Source organism: Lysinibacillus sp. NPDC058147, assembly GCF_042884205.1.
Lineage (GTDB): Bacteria > Bacillota > Bacilli > Bacillales_A > Planococcaceae > Lysinibacillus.
The window spans coordinates 16155-31265 of the sequence record NZ_JBHVUJ010000010.1 but is presented as its reverse complement, the minus strand read 5'-3'; the positions used below and the strand labels follow the sequence as shown (position 1 = coordinate 31265).

Here is a 15111-nt window from a genome sequence, read left to right as displayed (position 1 = left end):
TCGTTCTCAATAAACTAAAGGATGGTGATGAACACGTTGAATACTAATTTCCATGATAATTTTAATGAGTTTTTTCATGCATTGGAAATATCAAAGGTACATGAATGTCCGTTTGTATTCCAACCAAATATGCAGGAAGGAGCTATACATCGTTTTATTCCCCGCCAAGATTTAGAAGTGGTTATATCTGATTACTCATTTAATCGAGAGCACCAAATGCAAATAGTTACAAAACAGCCTATGGTTGAGCTTAGTCTTTGTTTACAAGGTAATAGAGGTGTTTACATCTCAGGCTCAGAATATGAAATTTCTTCAGGAACATGCTCGCTTCAATTTATAGAGCAGGTGGGGGCAAATTTTATGTTTCATCAAAATCAATCCTATCAAATGGTTGGGATTGGTATTCCGGTTTCAACTTTTAATCATTTTATGAGTGAAACTAGTAAAACTAGTGAGGAATCCCCAAGTTTCTCTAAAATTCTTGGTGGGAAACGATATAGACTCTTTCAAGAGAGAATTAACGCATCTTCCTTAATTATTGTTCAGCAAATGTTAGATGCTATAGCAGGTAAGAGAATGACCAATTTAGAGCTAGAATGTCGAGCATTACAGCTATTATCAATGACATTTCGTTCTCAACTAGTTGATAATTGTCTTAGCCCTGTTATGTTTTCAAAAAGTGATAGAACCAAAATACAGCAAGCTCAATCAATTATTACAGAACATATGTCTAATCCTCCTACACTTATTGAACTATCACGTTTAGTTGGTTTAAACGATTACAAATTAAAAAAGGGATTTAAAGAGATGTTCGGAAAAACAGTGTTTGGATATTTACGAGAAAAAAGGTTAGAGAAGGCATTTTTTTTATTACAAGAGGGAACTATGAATGTAATAGACATTGCGAATGCAGTGGGATATTCTAATCCTAGCTATTTTGCGGAGATTTTTAAAGAGAGATTTGGAATTAATCCTAGAGAAATATTAAGAGACCTTAATCGAATGTAGAGTCCTAGATTATAAAAACACCTTAAATTAAGTAATCAATTTAAGGTGTTTATTATGGGGGTATCAAAAGGATAACTTGTAAGTTGCCTTTCCATTTATAGTTTTTTGCTCTATCGTTTTATGAAAAATTAAGCACCGTATGTGATACCAAATAAAGGATATCTGGCTTAAGACCATCCCCTCCATCATTACACCCAACCAAACGCTCGAGCAACTGTAGCTGTTAGCCACGTCACGCCAATAGCAATAACAGTTGGAATTAAAAACGACATAAACGTCCACTTTGCACTTTTTGTTTCTTTATAAATATTGACTAGAGTCGTTCCGCAAGGGAAGTGTAGAAGTGAGAATAACATCATATTTAAAGCTGTTAGCCAAGTCCAACCTTGGTCGATAAACACTTGTTTTAGCTTTGATAAATCCTCAATTTCTAGCATAGCTCCTTGTGATAAATACGCCATAATTAGGATAGGGATCACAATTTCATTGGCTGGTAACCCAAGAATAAATGCAGCCATAATAAAGCCATCCATACCAAGAGCCTGACCAAACGGATCTAAAAAGTTAACAAAATGCATTAGAATACTCGTATCACCAACGTAAATATTGGCGAATACCCAAGTCAAAATAGAGGCAGGCGCTGCAACGATAACTGCTCTTTTTAATACATTCCATGCTTTATCAATACTTGCTCTTAAAACTGTATCCCAAAACTTTGGTTTTCGAAATGGTGGAAGCTCTAAAGTGTAATGGGTAGGTACACCCTTTAAAGCTGTTTTAGAAAGAACCCAAGAAACAGATAATGTCACAATGACGCCCAACATAACAAATCCTATTAAAATGCCCGCTGTGACCAATGAACCTGTTGCACCTGAAAAACCAGTTACCATAAATAAAGATGCTAATAAAATAAGTGTTGGCCATCTCCCATTACAAGGAACAAAATTATTTGTTAAAATGGCTAACATTCGTTCACGAGGAGATTCTATAATTCTCGTTGATAGAATAGCAGCAGCATTACAGCCAAAGCCCATTGCCATTGTTAATGATTGTTTCCCATGTCCTCCTGCTCGTTTAAATAAACGGTCCATGTTAAATGCTACACGTGGTAGATAACCGTAGTTTTCTAATAGGGCGAAGATAGGGAAGAATATAGCCATTGGTGGCAGCATAACACTAATAACCCAACCAGTACCTCTAAATAGCCCAAGAATTAAAATACCGTGTAGCCATTCTGGTGCGTGCATTGTTTCAAAAAGAATTGTTAGCTTACCCTCTAGATAGCCAAATAAGTTTGCTAACATATCTGAAGGTACATTTGCACCGGCAATAGTAATGTAAAAAACAGCCCCAAGCAAGATAAGCATAATAGGGAATCCCCAAATGCGGGATGTGAAAATTTCATCTAATTTATCAGACCTGTACATTGCAGGCTGCTGCGATACTACTTTTTTACATAAAGATTTGCTTTTAGTATAAATATCACTAACGATTTCATCTCGAATATCCTCATTCGAAACTTCGTTCACTTCAGCTAAAATACCCCTAAGTGAATTACGATTTAACACTGACTGGGACTCCATTCGTTCTCACCTCGTGCTGTTTATTATTTCTATGGTCTTGCAGTTTTAAGATCAATTCCTCATCACCATCAAGTAAGCGAAGAGCAACCCATCTCGATGGATATTTATCATCAAAATAACCTTCTAATTTCGATTCTATCTTTGTAATGGCTTCCTCTATATCTTTCGAATATTTCATGCGATACGGAGTTGTAACAATTTGTCCATTCACCAGTTGATTTAATGTATCTAGCAACCGAGTAATGCCTTTTTTATTTCTTGCCGATATTTTTACAACTGGTACTCCTAGTTCACGAGCTAATCTCTGCTCATCAATTCGGATACCTTTTTTCTCAGCTTCATCAATTAAATTGATACAAATGATGACATTATTAGTCATTTCTAAAACTTGGAGCGCAAGATTTAAATTTCTCTCTAATGATGTTGCATCAAGCACAACAATCGTTGCATCCGGTTGGTCAAAAATAATATAGTCTCTTGCGACTTCTTCATCTGCTGAATTAGAAAATAGCGAATAGGTTCCGGGTAAATCTACGAGTACATATTGCTCTCCTTTGTGTTCAAAAGATCCTTCTGCATGAACAACCGTTTTCCCTGGCCAGTTCCCAGTATGCTGTTTCAATCCTGTTAATGTATTAAACAATGTACTTTTACCGGTATTTGGGTTTCCTGCTAAAGCTATTCGATTTACTCTCACTTTGTATTCCCCCTAACAATTTCGCCAAAAATCATAGAGCTTTCATCATGACGTAATGCAATCGTCGTATTGCTTACGCGATAAGCAACAGGGTCTCCTAAAGGACTTTTACGAAGAACAGAGATTTCTGCTTCTTTCACAAAGCCTAAATCTAATAATCTTCTTCTTAACGGACCCTTAATGTTAATTTCTTTTATTAAAAAGCAATCTCCGAATGAGCATTCAGAAAGAGGTTTCAATGTTTTTTCCATGCGCATTTTTTATTCCTTTCTGTAATAATATTTCCTAATCTTCACATTGTTTCTCTAAGGAAACTTTATTAATGATTATCCCTGTTTTATGACAATTGTCAATAGTTTTCTGAAAAGTTTTTGAAAGAACACGATCAAAGAGTGCCCCATTGAAGGGAACGACGGCACATTATTTAATCGATTGTTTGACCAAGGAATGTTAAGAAAGGGGGGCTGCTGGAAGTATCGAGCAAGGCGAAGTTGTTGATGTAATGATGTGAAAAGGTCCATATTATGATGTATTAATGTAAGCAGGATTTCGTTACACGTGCCCATTGGATTTTTGAAAGAAGAGGTTGACGGTGAAGAAGAGATCTTAAAGCAGAAAAAAGCATAACCCTCTGCGAAATTGGCAGTGGATTATGCTTTTACTTATCTAACGATTTGGAATGAACCAGATGTAGTTGTTTGAATGAAATGACGATTTCCTTCTATTGTGTAATCAGCTGGCTCTTGTTCGCCAAAGTCAAACGTACGAACGATGGAGGCATTCGGCGATAAATTATCGATAATGATTTCCATATCTGCCTCAAATTCAACTGGTTTTTTATTTAATGTTGCTTGGAATGTTATACGATTCAAATTTCGTGTAATTTTAATTTCCATAACACCAGTATCCTCATTAAGAAGAGTTCCTAGCGGTGGAATAATAACAGTCATATTAGATTTTGTTGTTAAAACGAAGCGTTCTGTACTGATCTCCGAGTCAGCAACGTTTATTTTTGCAGTATAAGTATTTTTATTTCTAGTCATAGCTGTAATTTTACCAGGTTCGGCTGCCGTATCTGATAAAATTGGAGTTTTTGTCCCGTTCCCTTTAGTCGGTAGCTTATATTTCCCATTTACAAAGTCCACTAAAGTCCAGACATTAGGAACAAGCTGCTGTTGCACAGGCGTTAAAGCTTCGAAGGCTGTTTTCACTGCCTGTACATCTTGGGCAGTGGACGTTTTAGGCGATAAATCTGCAATGGCGTTTTCAACTTCCTTGGCTGCTTCCTTATCTTTCACAACAAGCTGTTCAGCATCTAATAAAAGCTGCTCTACACCAACAGGTAAAGAAACGTTTGTAAATTTGCGTAATGCATTAAGCTCTGCTCTAGCATCGGCTACATCTTGATGGAAAGTAATGCGAGAAGAGTTTAACAATCGAATTTTATTAACCACTTTATCGATAGATGTGTTTGGTGCGATAGTAGATGTCAGTATCTTTTGTGATGCAGCACTCACAAATGTTTTCTGTGCTGCATTTAACGTATTGTACCAATCTCTCGTTTCAATAACATTTTGGTAGTAATTGATGGAAGTAGATTCTACTGAAGCTAATTTCTCTTCAATTTGATCAGCAAGCTTACGATAAGCTACTTTTGTCTGTTTATGATTTGACAGCGTTGAATAATTCGTGACGTACTCTTGTTCCGTTACAGTTAACGCATCGTATGCTTTGCTGGCAGTCTCTAAAGTTGTTTGGAATGAAGCGGTTGTATCATTAATGTTGTAAATAAGTCGAACAACATTCGCAACATTAGCGTTGTAGTAATAAGTATTATCGTATATGTAAGCAGTTTTTATCTGTCCTGTAATATCAGTAGCCGATGCTGACGTAGGTGCAGTATAGATTAGTGAAGGGGCCGCAACTAGGGCGAGTAAGGCTAGTCTTTTTTTGTTTTTCATAATACGGGAAACCTCCTATTTGGGTTTTGATAAATGTGATGGGTAATTTATAGGTATTTTATCCTATATAAAATCTTTAATTGCTTCGAGAATATCCTAATATATGTTGGTAATCCAATTTTATCATATATTAGGATTCTTTTATGTATATTTTGAGTGAATAGGTAGATAGGTTGTGCATTTTTTTTAATACTTTGTGTCTTATGTACTTTTGAAAAAGTGAAAGGTAAGCATGTCGCTTTTCAATAGAGATGGATAGAATCGTAAGAATGATGGATATAGAACCAATAAAGTCGTGGATATAGTTGCAAGAATGATGGATAGAACCTTTAAAGCCGTGGATAGAACTGCAAAACTACAGGATAGAATCCCGAAACGGACGGTTAGAACCCTCATACTAAGGCGATAGTTTGTTATAATGATGCTAAAAGAGCGGGGGTGTTTAATTTGCAAAAAGACTGGCAGAAGGTAGTTGTTGAAAAGCTAGCATCAGCTGTTAATCCAGCCTTTGTTATTGTTTTTGGTTCTTATGCGAGGGATTTGACACGTGAAGATAGTGATTTAGATATTGCGTATTTTGCAGATAAACCGCTCTCAGGTTATGAACGTTTTCTATTAGCCGGAGAAATTGCACAGGCGTGTAATATTGATGTTGATTTAGTCGATATGAAGACGGTTGATACAGTTTTCGCAGCACAAATTTATTCAAGTGGTATGGTCATTGATTGCCAAGATGAAAATACCTTTGTTAAAGAACGAATGAAGGCCCTATCCATGTATGTGACGTTAAATGAACAACGTGCGGGAATTCTCAAGGCAATTGAAGAGAGGGGTAGTATCTATGGTGAATAACGATGTTGTACTAAATAAGATTGCTACAATTGAACGCTGTGTGAACCGTGTTAACGAGGTGTATAGTGGTAATCCTGAAAATTTGCAAGATATGACGAAGCAGGATAGTATCATTTTGAATATTCAACGTGCGTGTGAAGCTAGTATTGATTTGGCTATGCATACTGTTAGTGATTTAAAGCTTGGTTTACCTAAAACGAGTAGAGAAGCATTCAAGTTACTTGAGGAAAACGACATTATTGACCATGCATTAGCAAAAACATTAATGAATATGGTTGGGTTCCGAAATATTGCTGTGCACGATTATCAAGCCATTGATTTAAATATACTTCAAGCAATTATTGAGAATCATTTAACTGATTTTAAAACCTATACAGAGGCAATATTGCTTATATAAAAAAACAACAGGCTATAGAAATTTTCTAGTCTGTCACAGATAGAACTCTTAAACCGATAGAGATGACCCTCATTTAGGAATTATAGAAAGAGATGGTCGTGGCCTTGTCCAATCACATTTTCGATCGTTAATTCCGCGCCGTTGTTCGGTATTAACGAGGCGGACGCTGGCTTTCTTTTTAACACAACGAATGACTTGTCGCAAGGGACCCTTGTAAAGTTCAATCAATTTCTCCTGATGAGCAAGATAGTTAGTTCACCTTGATGAAGCTCTATGATTTACTGAACAACGCTGCTGCAGGAGCAATTAGCAGTGGAGCCAGGTGAGGAATTTGAAGAGTGGTATAAAGACTGGAGAAAAATGAGTGAGATTTCGCAGGCGGACGTTTTGGGTTAGATGTAATTTATATGAAATAAAAAGGACTCGGCATGTGCCGAGTCCTTTTTATTAATTTTTTGAGCTATAACTTTTAGCAATGTAATAGTATTAATTTCTACCATTTTTTTTGTTACTATTATACGTTGAAATAGCATTTCTTAAATTATCGTTGGCATAAGAAACGTCATACTGAGTCGAATCGCTATTATTATAAATATTTTGAGCATATGAAACTGCGGAATCTAAAGCGTTTCTTTCAGCTTGTGTAGTCCAATGAGTATAATATGGCAACCCAACCCCGTTTTCAGAAACTTCTACATATTCAACGGAATAGATAAGTGACCAAAGTTGAGATTTATCCACATAATACCCATTCGTCCCATATTTCTGAGCACTCTTGTAAGTCCAGATAGCATTGTTTAAATTACTCATAGCATTGGCAATATCGTTTTGAGTTGAGTAGTAATTATTCACAACTGATTGAGCAGATGAAACCGCCGAAGACATAGCATTATACTCAGCTTGAGTTGTCCAAGGCGTGTTATATGGAACGTTGTAGCCATCCGAAGAGACGGTTACATACTGAACAGAATTGATAAGGTTCGTTAGTTGAGATTTATCAACATAATTTCCATTAACACCATATTTATAAGCGTTCTTGTAAGTCTGGATAGCATTGTTTAAATTATTCGTAGCATTCGTAAAATCATTTTGAGTAGAATAGTAATTATTCACAACCGTTTGAGCAGATGAAACAGCTGAAGATAAAGCATTTTTCTCATATTGAGTTGTCCAAGGCGTGTTATATGGAACATTGTAGCCATCCGAAGAAACGGTTACATACTGCACAGAATTGATAAGCGATTGAAGTGAAGCTTTATCGCCATAACCATATTTTGTTCCATTTTTTTGTGCAGCTTGATAAACGGCTAATGCATTTTTGTACTGTGTAATCGCATTGTTTACTTGTTCCTGAGAGGCGTTGGAATTATTAGCTACTACTTTTGCGCTGCTTACGGCAGATTCGAATGCTGTACGTTCAGCTTGCGTCGTCCATTTTTCAGTTGTTAAAACGTCATATCCATTAACAGATACTGCAACGTACGGAGGTGTAGCCACTAATTTACTTAGCTCTGTTTTATTCACCACTGGTAAGGTTACAGAGGCTTTATTATCATCCACCTGCACTTTGTTAATTAGATGTCCTGAATCTAATGCTACCTTTGCCCCGTGCTTAACGATCACTTGATCAATTTTACCTTCTCCGTAAAGGCTGAAATCTTTCTCAACATCGATAGTAAGCTTATCAACATTGGCATGAACTTCAAATGCTGCAACTTTACCTACTACATCAACTTTAGAAATGTTTTTGTCAGAAGTCACATTTACTTTAGTACGCTCCATGTTAATGTTTGGAGATTTAATATCTTTTAGGGAAACATTTAACCATTTGATGTTTCTCGTCACTAAAGGTTTAAACGTAATCATATCCCCGATAGAAACGGTATCAATCGTAATTTCCTTCTTTACACGATTAGTTACGATAAGTTCATCTTTAATATTTACATTTTGAACTTTTACGTAATCCGCATTTACAGTTAGGCTTCCATCAATTTGTTCGCCACCGCCATCAAAATTTACCTCTTTTTTGTTTGTACCAGCTTTAGTTAGAGTTAGTGCTGTAATACTTGTAATTTCACCGTTCTTTACGATAATAGTAGCTTCGGCGTTTGCTAATGCAGTGCTATTAGAAGTCTTTAAGAGAGGCTTCAGCGAACTATTAATTTTAAATTGGCCATTGGATGTAAGTACTTTATCTTTAGTGATGTTGTTAATGGTAACGGTTTGCCCCTTAGCTTTAGCTGCAGCTACCATCCCAATTTGAGCTGAGTGGTTTAAAGATGAATCATTTGAAGCAGCGTTTGCAGGTACTACTGGCAAAACTAATGTTGCTGTAATAGCTGTTGCCATAAAAGTCGATAACGCTTTCTTTTTCAAGTTAATCACTCCAATCGTAGTCTTTAGTAGATAATATATCATATATTTCAATATTTTAGTATATAAAGGGTATGTTTTACTAATGAACCAAAAATAAATGGATAATTAGTCCTTTTTTAGGCGATTTAAATTTTGTAATGAGAACATTATATTTCTCTATAAATCATCATATTTCTACTTGATTCGCTAATATCTTATTGTGATATGACCTCTCATCCATTATCATTATGTATAAAAATGGGGTGTTGTGATGGGGAAGTCTAGGAGTATCGCTTTAAAGCTATCTGCTTTAATTATAGGTTTATTTTTAGTGTTATTTATTACATATACGGTTATTGTAGGTGTTATTTTAAAGAATCAAAGTGTTGATGATGCAGAAAGTGCAACATTGAAAACTGCTGAATATTCGGCAGCAAAAATGAGTGAACGCTTTAATAAAGTAAACACGACTTTACTGACGACGAAACGTATAGTCGAGGATATGGAGAAAAAAGGTAAACTTTCTGCAGAAGACATAATAAAAATGATGGAAACTAACTTAACTAATAATGAAGATTTACTTGGTGTAGGAGCTGTTTTCGAACAAAACTCCACAAATATAGAGCCAACAATAAATGCTACTTTAGTAGATTCAAAAAAACGCTTTATACCTTATTTAAATAAGGATGGAAATGGAATAACAACGACTTCTCTTGAAAGCATCGACGACAAGAGTATTTCCGAGTGGTATTGGATACCGAAAGAAGAAGGAAGATCCGTCCTAACGGAACCGTACGAATATACTATCAACGGCAAAACAGTACAAATGACAACGATTGCTGTTCCGTTAGTCGATGCTTCGGGATCGTTTTTTGGCACATTGACGGCTGATATAGCTATTGACTATTTAAAGGGATTGACAGAGTCCGTAAAGCCAGATGGTGGCTACGCAGCTATTATTACTAATAATGGAGTTTTAACTGCAAATAGCTTTGGTGAGTCATTAAAGGGATTAAATATGCAGGATAATTTGGACTGGACAAGTATTAAACAAACAATGGATAGTGGCGAGCTAAAAAGTATGTATTTGGATTCCGAAGAGCTTAAAGAAAATTCATTTAACGTTTTTGCTCCGATGAATTTAGATGGGATTGATGAAACATGGACTGTACAATTAGTGCTACCAAAATCCAAAATATTAGAAACCTATAATCATGTGCTTACTTTTACCATCATAGCGTCAATTATTATAATTGTTTTAATGGCTGTTGCTAGTGCACTGTTTATCTATAAATTACTGAAACCATTAAAGTTTTTACGTACTTCTATTGAAACGGCTGCAAGTGGAGATTTAACTCAAAAAGTGGATGAGAAATATATTAAGCCTGATGAGATTGGTGCTGTTGCATTGGCTTATAATAATATGTTAGATCAAACGAATAGCGCCATTCAAACCGTGCTGAATGCTACGACATTACTCAATCAATCATCAAATTATGTTCATGAGGCGTTTAATGAAGCAGTTGCTTCAAGTCAAGAGGTCTCGGTAGCTATTAATGAAATTGCGCAGGGAGCATCAAAGCAATCTGAGGATACAGAAGAAACCAATTATCGAATGATTGATTTATCCGATCAAATTGATGCTATTACAACACTTTCGAATGAAATGGATGAGCTATCGAATAAAACGAAAATAACTACAGACGAAGGAATGAAAGAAGTCGAAAGTTTACGTGAACGTAACTTAGAAACGAATGCAATGAATGGACGTATTCAGCAACAAATGGAGTCATTGGCTTCTAATATTGCCAATATCAATCAGATTATAGCGTCTATTCAGGGTATTACTGAGCAAACAAATTTATTAGCGTTAAATGCAAGCATAGAAGCTGCACGTGCTGGCGAACATGGTAAAGGTTTTGCAGTTGTCGCTGAAGAGGTACGAAAGCTAGCAGAGCAATCCAAAAATGAAACAGATATTATTAAGCAAACAGTAGATAGCATTCTTGAAAATTCTCAGCAAACGGTAGCTGTCATTGCCTCAAACGCGGGCTTAATACACGCTCAAAATCAGTCAGTACAAAGCACTGAGGTTGCGTTTAAAGACAATAGTGAGCTTTCTAGTTCTATTGCAACATCAATTAGTGAGTTAATGGCTAAACTTTCTCATATGTTAGAGCATAAAAATCAAGCGATTATGGCAATCCAAAGTATTTCTGCTATTTCTGAGGAAACTGCTGCATCTGCAGAACAGGTAAGTGCATCTGCTATTGACCAACAAGCGGAACTACAAAAGGTTGCAGAGTCCATCAATAATATGAACGAAATTTCAAAAGAATTACAAGAGGTCGTTAATCGATTTAAGCTTGTTTAACTTCTACCAGAGAAAGACTGCTTCGATATATGAGGTAGTCTTTTTTGTATATTTATGGTAAAGATAATTGGGCTGAAAATATCTCGTAAAGGGCTATGAGTTAACGGTGAGGTACATTGACCAAGTATAAAAACAGCACTACTATAGGAGAGGAAAGGGGACACGCTCTGATGTATCTCGGTATGATTTTTTTTAAAATTGTAGCTCCAATTTTAGTGCTTCTAGTACTCGGCGCAGTTTTACAAAAGAAATTTCGCTTTAATTTAAAGGCGTTATCTCAACTTATTACATATTGCTTTATGCCAGCGGCTGTTTTTGTGAATATATATGAAACGAGTATAGAGCTGACTGTACTTGGAGAAGTTGCGTTATTTATTTTACTCTTTATCGGAAGCCAAATGGTGCTTAGTCACTTTCTAGCAAAGGGACTCGGCTTAGTAAAAACTGAGGCAGCAGTTTTTAAAAATAGTGTTGTCCTAATTAATTCGGGTAACTATGGTATTCCGGTTGCACAAATGATTTTCGTGACCCAGCCGATTGGAGTAGCAATTCAGGTTATTCTCGTAATATTTCAAAATATGACGACCTATACTTACGGCTTGTACAATTTAATTTCTTCAGCAAAATCGGGCATGTCTATTGTGAAAGACTTCCTCAAAATGCCTATTATTCATGCACTTATTATTGGTGTAGCAATGAACTATTTTAATATCGCTATTCCGCAGTTTGTAAGAATTCCGATAGACCATGTGGCAGATGGCTTTATCGCTGTAGCATTAATAACTTTAGGGGCACAACTATCACAGCTTGAAATTAAATCCATGTTCAATAAGATGGTATTCATTAGCTGTTTTACACGACTAGTCATAGGACCAGCCGTAGCATTGCTGATCATTTATGTGCTTGGCCTTGACGGTGTCGTAGCACAGTCACTTTTTATAGCTAGTTCGTTCCCGACATCACGAAATAGTTCTAGTCTAGCATTAGAATATGACGTAGAATCGGCAACAGCTGCACAAACAGTATTATTTTCAACGATTGTGAGCTGCATTACAGTGACGATTGTGATTTATGTAGCAGAACTGTTGTTTACCTAACAGTTTGGTGCTATTCAGAATAAAAGATAGGGTGGAAAGCTTTTCAGAGGTTGGTAGCTTTTCTTCTGATTAAAAGCTAGGGATTTATATTTCTTAAAACAAGATATAAGTTGATTGGGGTGGAGGCTGGGCGACTCCTCGGGGATCAGCAATAGAGGAACGAAGGCTAAAAGCATCACATCCTGTGATAACGCCTTCGTGACCAACATCGTGTTGGCCCGAGACCCTGGAGCGAGCATCGCGAGTGAAGCGGCTCATCGGACGACCCCAGGAAGCTCTGCTCTGCGCGAAAGCGAAGCGTCAGCGGCAAATGTTTTCTGTAGCGAAAGCAAAGCGACAGCTACAAAGCGTCCAGCCGGAACGGAAATCAACCACACGTTATGAGGTAAGTTAAAAATAATAAAATGTAGCTTCCATCTCTTAGCAATATCTGCTAAACTAGCATCAAACTTAATAGCATTAACTAGGGGAGTCTGATGAGTCAGGCTGAGAGGGAAACGCATAGAGGTTTCTTGACCCTTTGGACCTGATCTGGCTCATACCAGCGTGGGAAAGTTAACCTTTATTGCACTCTTTGTTATTTGCAATAACTAAACCTTTACATTCTTAGCCGGATCCAAAAAATTTTTTGGATTCGGTTTTTTGTCTTCATTCAGCAGAAGACTCCTATCTTTGCAGGTGATGAGATGTATGCGGTTAAGCTTCCTAACTAGTAGGTGCCCAAACGCCTGCTGAATGAAGACAAGCCTCCGGCGGATGTCACGGATTTTAAAAGGAATGAATTGTGCGGGCACAATTCAAAATCCGAACGCAATTACGCCAAGGCGAAATTGATTTTTGTTGGGTGAGCTAGATTCGGTCCTTGTATAAAAGTAAAAGGGAGCGAAGTAGTTTATGACAACAGTTAGCGACAAGAATATTACGATTATGTCAAGTTTTGAAGGAAGTAAAAAAGTTTACGTAGAAGGATCTCGACCAGATATTTTAGTGCCAATGCGTGAAATTGCTCTAAGTCCAACGACAGGAAGCTTTGGTGAAGAGGAAAATGCACCAGTACGTGTTTATGATACGAGTGGCCCGTACACTGATCCTGCATATAAGGTGGATATTACGAAAGGATTGCCAGTTTTATGTAGTGAATGGATCAAAGAACGAGGTGATGTTGAAGAGTACGAAGGTCGTACTATCAAGCCAGAAGATAATGGATTCCGCAAAGCTGATGATCCGCGAATGAATGAAAATGTTTTTCCGGATTTATCTAGAAAGCCTTTGCGTGCGAAGAAAGGTAAAAATGTAACACAGCTTCACTATGCACGAAAGGGAATTATTACTCCAGAAATGGAATTTGTAGCAATACGCGAAAATATGGACCCGGAATTTGTGCGCTCAGAGATCGCGGCAGGACGTGCTATTTTGCCATCTAATATTAATCACCCTGAGGCTGAGCCGATGATTATTGGACGTAACTTCCACGTGAAAATTAACGCTAATATTGGAAATTCAGCGGTATCATCCTCTATTGCAGAAGAGGTAGAAAAAATGACGTGGGCTACACGTTGGGGTGCTGATAACATTATGGATTTATCTACTGGTAAGCATATTCATACGACACGTGAATGGATTATCCGTAACGCTGCGGTGCCAGTGGGGACAGTGCCGATTTATCAAGCGCTAGAAAAAGTAAATGGTGTGGCAGAGGATTTAACGTGGGAGGTGTATCGTGATACATTAATTGAACAGGCTGAGCAAGGTGTTGATTACTTCACGATTCATGCAGGGGTATTGCTACGCTATGTACCATTAACGGCTAATCGTGTAACAGGCATAGTGTCTCGAGGAGGCTCAATTATGGCGCAGTGGTGTTTATATCACCATCAAGAGAGCTTCTTATATACTCATTTTGAAGAAATCTGCGAAATTATGAAAACCTATGATGTTGCCTTCTCTTTAGGTGATGGTTTACGTCCAGGTTCTATTGCAGATGCAAATGATGAGGCTCAGTTTGCGGAGCTAGAAACGCTAGGGGAGTTAACGCAAATCGCCTGGAAGCATGATGTACAGGTGATGGTGGAAGGACCAGGTCATGTACCAATGCATCTTATTAAAGAAAATATGGATAAGCAGTTAGAGGTGTGTAAGGAAGCGCCTTTCTATACTTTAGGGCCGCTAACAACAGATATCGCGCCTGGCTACGACCATATTACATCGGCCATCGGTGCTGCGATGATCGGTTGGTATGGTACAGCAATGCTATGTTATGTGACGCCTAAAGAGCATCTCGGTTTACCAAATCGTGAGGATGTTCGTGTAGGGGTTATTACGTATAAAATTGCTGCACACGCTGCAGATTTAGCGAAAGGGCATCCGGGAGCACAGCAGCGCGACGATGCACTATCTAAGGCACGCTTTGAATTCCGCTGGCGCGATCAATTCAACCTATCGCTTGATCCAGAGCGTGCAGTCGAATACCACGATGAAACGTTGCCTGCAGAAGGAGCGAAAACTGCGCACTTCTGTTCAATGTGTGGACCTAAGTTTTGTAGTATGAGAATCTCACAGGATATTCGTAATTATGCAAAAGATCAAGACTTAAATACGACTGAAGCAATCCACAAAGGTATGCAGGAGAAAGCCGAGGAATTTAAAAAGGCAGGCAGTCAACTTTATCGATAATTATTAGAGCGGGCTTGTGTTTATCAGACACAAGCCTTTTTGGTCATTAAGATAAAAAAACTCCATGTGAAGTTCCCTTCACATGGAGTAAAAAGTTGGATTCGGATATCAATA

The 15111-nt window shown here is 37.4% G+C and carries 11 protein-coding genes and 1 riboswitch; of the genes, 6 read left to right on the top strand and 5 right to left on the bottom strand.

Annotation, left to right across the window (positions count from 1 at the left end; translation table 11 throughout):
• Nucleotides 1–27 precede the first annotated feature (27 nt).
• Complete coding sequence (locus ACFVT8_RS21375; RefSeq protein ID WP_387085456.1) at nt 28–1008, top strand: helix-turn-helix domain-containing protein; 981 nt, start codon at nt 28–30, stop codon at nt 1006–1008.
• A gap of 188 nt (nt 1009–1196) precedes the next feature.
• On the opposite strand, the gene ACFVT8_RS21370 is transcribed toward ACFVT8_RS21375, so the two are convergent.
• The 4 genes from ACFVT8_RS21370 to ACFVT8_RS21355 all read right to left on the bottom strand — a co-directional run bounded on the left by ACFVT8_RS21370 (nt 1197) and on the right by ACFVT8_RS21355 (nt 5249).
• On the bottom strand, nt 1197–2591 hold the full coding sequence (locus tag ACFVT8_RS21370; protein WP_387085459.1) for a nucleoside recognition domain-containing protein: 1395 nt from the start codon (nt 2589–2591) through the stop codon (nt 1197–1199).
• Nucleotides 2563–3288: a FeoB small GTPase domain-containing protein gene (locus tag ACFVT8_RS21365; protein WP_387085462.1), complete on the bottom strand. Its 726-nt coding sequence runs from the start codon at nt 3286–3288 to the stop codon at nt 2563–2565. Before ACFVT8_RS21365 ends, ACFVT8_RS21370 begins: the two co-directional genes overlap by 29 nt.
• On the bottom strand, nt 3285–3539 hold the full coding sequence (locus ACFVT8_RS21360) for a FeoA family protein (protein WP_387085465.1): 255 nt from the start codon (nt 3537–3539) through the stop codon (nt 3285–3287). Before ACFVT8_RS21360 ends, ACFVT8_RS21365 begins: the two co-directional genes overlap by 4 nt.
• 411 nt (nt 3540–3950) lie before the next feature.
• Nucleotides 3951–5249 (bottom strand): hypothetical protein, encoded by a 1299-nt coding sequence (locus ACFVT8_RS21355; protein ID WP_387085468.1) that lies wholly within the window; start codon nt 5247–5249, stop codon nt 3951–3953.
• Between the two features lie 447 nt (nt 5250–5696).
• On the opposite strand from ACFVT8_RS21355, the gene mntA reads away from it, so the two are divergent.
• The gene (gene mntA, locus ACFVT8_RS21350; RefSeq protein ID WP_387085471.1) at nt 5697–6101 is read left to right on the top strand and encodes a type VII toxin-antitoxin system MntA family adenylyltransferase antitoxin; all 405 of its coding nucleotides are present in this window, start codon (nt 5697–5699) and stop codon (nt 6099–6101) included.
• Nucleotides 6094–6498: a type VII toxin-antitoxin system HepT family RNase toxin gene (hepT, locus tag ACFVT8_RS21345; RefSeq protein WP_387085524.1), complete on the top strand. Its 405-nt coding sequence runs from the start codon at nt 6094–6096 to the stop codon at nt 6496–6498. The genes mntA and hepT overlap by 8 nt, the downstream gene beginning before the upstream one ends.
• A 486-nt stretch (nt 6499–6984) precedes the next feature.
• Here hepT and ACFVT8_RS21340 read toward each other — a convergent pair whose 3' ends face one another.
• Nucleotides 6985–8874: an S-layer protein gene (locus ACFVT8_RS21340; protein WP_387085474.1), complete on the bottom strand. Its 1890-nt coding sequence runs from the start codon at nt 8872–8874 to the stop codon at nt 6985–6987.
• 250 nt (nt 8875–9124) lie between these two features.
• Here ACFVT8_RS21340 and ACFVT8_RS21335 point away from each other — a divergent pair, with 250 nt between their 5' ends.
• The 3 genes from ACFVT8_RS21335 (at nt 9125) to thiC (ending at nt 14997) form a co-directional block, all read left to right on the top strand.
• Entirely contained in the window at nt 9125–11227 is a 2103-nt protein-coding gene (locus ACFVT8_RS21335) for a methyl-accepting chemotaxis protein (RefSeq protein WP_387085477.1), read from the top strand.
• A gap of 167 nt (nt 11228–11394) precedes the next feature.
• Nucleotides 11395–12324 (top strand): AEC family transporter, encoded by a 930-nt coding sequence (locus ACFVT8_RS21330; protein ID WP_387085527.1) that lies wholly within the window; start codon nt 11395–11397, stop codon nt 12322–12324.
• Nucleotides 12325–12779: 455 nt separating this feature from the next.
• Nucleotides 12780–12894: riboswitch (TPP riboswitch) on the top strand.
• A gap of 324 nt (nt 12895–13218) precedes the next feature.
• Entirely contained in the window at nt 13219–14997 is a 1779-nt protein-coding gene (thiC, locus tag ACFVT8_RS21325; protein ID WP_387085480.1) for a phosphomethylpyrimidine synthase ThiC, read from the top strand.
• Nucleotides 14998–15111: the final 114 nt, after the last annotated feature.

Excerpts from the sequence above, each read along its gene's own strand:
- ACFVT8_RS21370 (WP_387085459.1), bottom strand. The coding sequence starts at position 2,591 with ATGGAGTCCCAGTCAGTGTTAAATCGTAATTCACTTAGGGGTATTTTA.
- thiC (WP_387085480.1), top strand. The coding sequence starts at position 13,219 with ATGACAACAGTTAGCGACAAGAATATTACGATTATGTCAAGTTTTGAA.
- ACFVT8_RS21335 (WP_387085477.1), top strand. The coding sequence starts at position 9,125 with ATGGGGAAGTCTAGGAGTATCGCTTTAAAGCTATCTGCTTTAATTATA.
- ACFVT8_RS21375 (WP_387085456.1), top strand. The coding sequence starts at position 28 with ATGAACACGTTGAATACTAATTTCCATGATAATTTTAATGAGTTTTTT.
- ACFVT8_RS21355 (WP_387085468.1), bottom strand. The coding sequence starts at position 5,249 with ATGAAAAACAAAAAAAGACTAGCCTTACTCGCCCTAGTTGCGGCCCCT.
- ACFVT8_RS21360 (WP_387085465.1), bottom strand. The coding sequence starts at position 3,539 with ATGGAAAAAACATTGAAACCTCTTTCTGAATGCTCATTCGGAGATTGC.